This is a genomic window from Butyrivibrio sp. MB2005, from assembly GCF_000424285.1.
Taxonomy (GTDB): domain Bacteria; phylum Bacillota; class Clostridia; order Lachnospirales; family Lachnospiraceae; genus Butyrivibrio.
In genome coordinates, this window is record NZ_AUJP01000047.1 from 1 (window position 1) to 1,396 (window position 1,396).

Here is a 1,396-nt window from a genome sequence, read left to right on the forward strand (position 1 = left end):
GGTCAAGTCCTTTATTGTGTGTAAATTACCTTTAGGTATCCAATTGTCAGGCCGCTAAAAGTCGTTGCTGTTCCTTTGCAATCTCTATCAGTTTCGCTGACGAGTTGTTCAGCTCATCAAAGTCTTTTCTGGTGAGTGATATCTTATTCTGAGCCATATACATGTCATTTTGCTCAAGTAAGACACTTCCCATGATTCTGATAATGGATTGTACATTTGGAAATACACCGATCACATTTGACCTGCGTTTTATTTCCTTGTTGAGCCGTTCCAGATAGTTTGTAGTTCTATAGAAACGTCTCATACGCTCAGGGAGTGCCATTACTGTCATTACGCTCTCAAAGCCGTAATCAAGACACTCCATGGCTTTGTCTGCAACATCGCTATATTCTTCGATAATGGCATCACGCTTTTTACGGGCTTCTTCGATGGTTTTTGAATTATACATATCAATTAGCCCGGCATGTATTGCTTTCTGATATTTATTAGGAGCATGGTCCATGATATTTCTTGAAAAATGCGTTTGACACCTTTGCCATGGAACTTCTGGGAACACTTTGCTTATGGCATAAACTATTCCATCATGAGCGTCTGAACTCACTAGTTTTAAACCTGTAAGGCCACGATTCTTGAGACCTTCCATGAATGTACGCCATGTTTCTTTGGATTCGTTGTCATATACTTCAAATCCAATGATTTCGCGTTTGCCTTCGTTTGTTATAGCCATAGCGATCATAAGTGCTTTTGATGTAATTCTATGGTTTTCGCGTACTTTGAGGTAGGTTGCATCAACATACATGAACGGATAGATGTTATCTAACTTTCTGTTTTTAAAATCATCAACAATGGCATCAAGATCTTTGCATACTTCAGAAACGGTCGATTTTGAAAATGATGTTCCACATAAAGTTTCCATTACTCTGCTTATTTTTCGGGTAGAGACTCCATTAACGACCATTTCTGCCATTGATGCAACAAGAGCAGCCTCGCTTCGGGAATAGTTTTCAAATATAAGTGTTTTGAAAGGCTGATTGCGATGCCTGGGCACAGACAGGGTGATTGTACCTATACGCGTATTGAGTTTGCGTTCGCGGGAACCATTCCGGCTATCCATGCGTTCATCGCTGCGCTCGTAACGTTCAGCACCAAGCTGCTCAGTTGATTCAGCAACCAGGACAGCATTAAGGCTGTCAGTTAAAAGCTTACGAAATGCCTCATCATGGTCTGATGACAATAATTGTAGAATTTCATCCTGATTTAAAGTAATATTGAGTTGAGCCATTGTGTTCTACCTCCGGTATTATTTAGGGTTGTGGTGATTCTATTATACCTAAAGGTAAGAGCCTGTGGCTTTTATAATACAATATTCAATTTACACCATTATAAGGACGTTACT

At 39.8% G+C, this 1,396-nt stretch carries 1 protein-coding gene; it reads right to left on the bottom strand.

Features of this window, described 5'->3' with window-relative positions; genetic code table 11:
* Positions 1–46 precede the first annotated feature (46 nt).
* Positions 47–1,282: an IS256 family transposase gene (locus G610_RS0115155; RefSeq protein ID WP_026525442.1), complete on the bottom strand. Its 1,236-nt coding sequence runs from the start codon at positions 1,280–1,282 to the stop codon at positions 47–49.
* Between the last annotated feature and the right edge of the window lie 114 nt (positions 1,283–1,396).

Excerpts from the sequence above, each read along its gene's own strand:
- G610_RS0115155 (WP_026525442.1), bottom strand. The coding sequence starts at position 1,282 with ATGGCTCAACTCAATATTACTTTAAATCAGGATGAAATTCTACAATTA.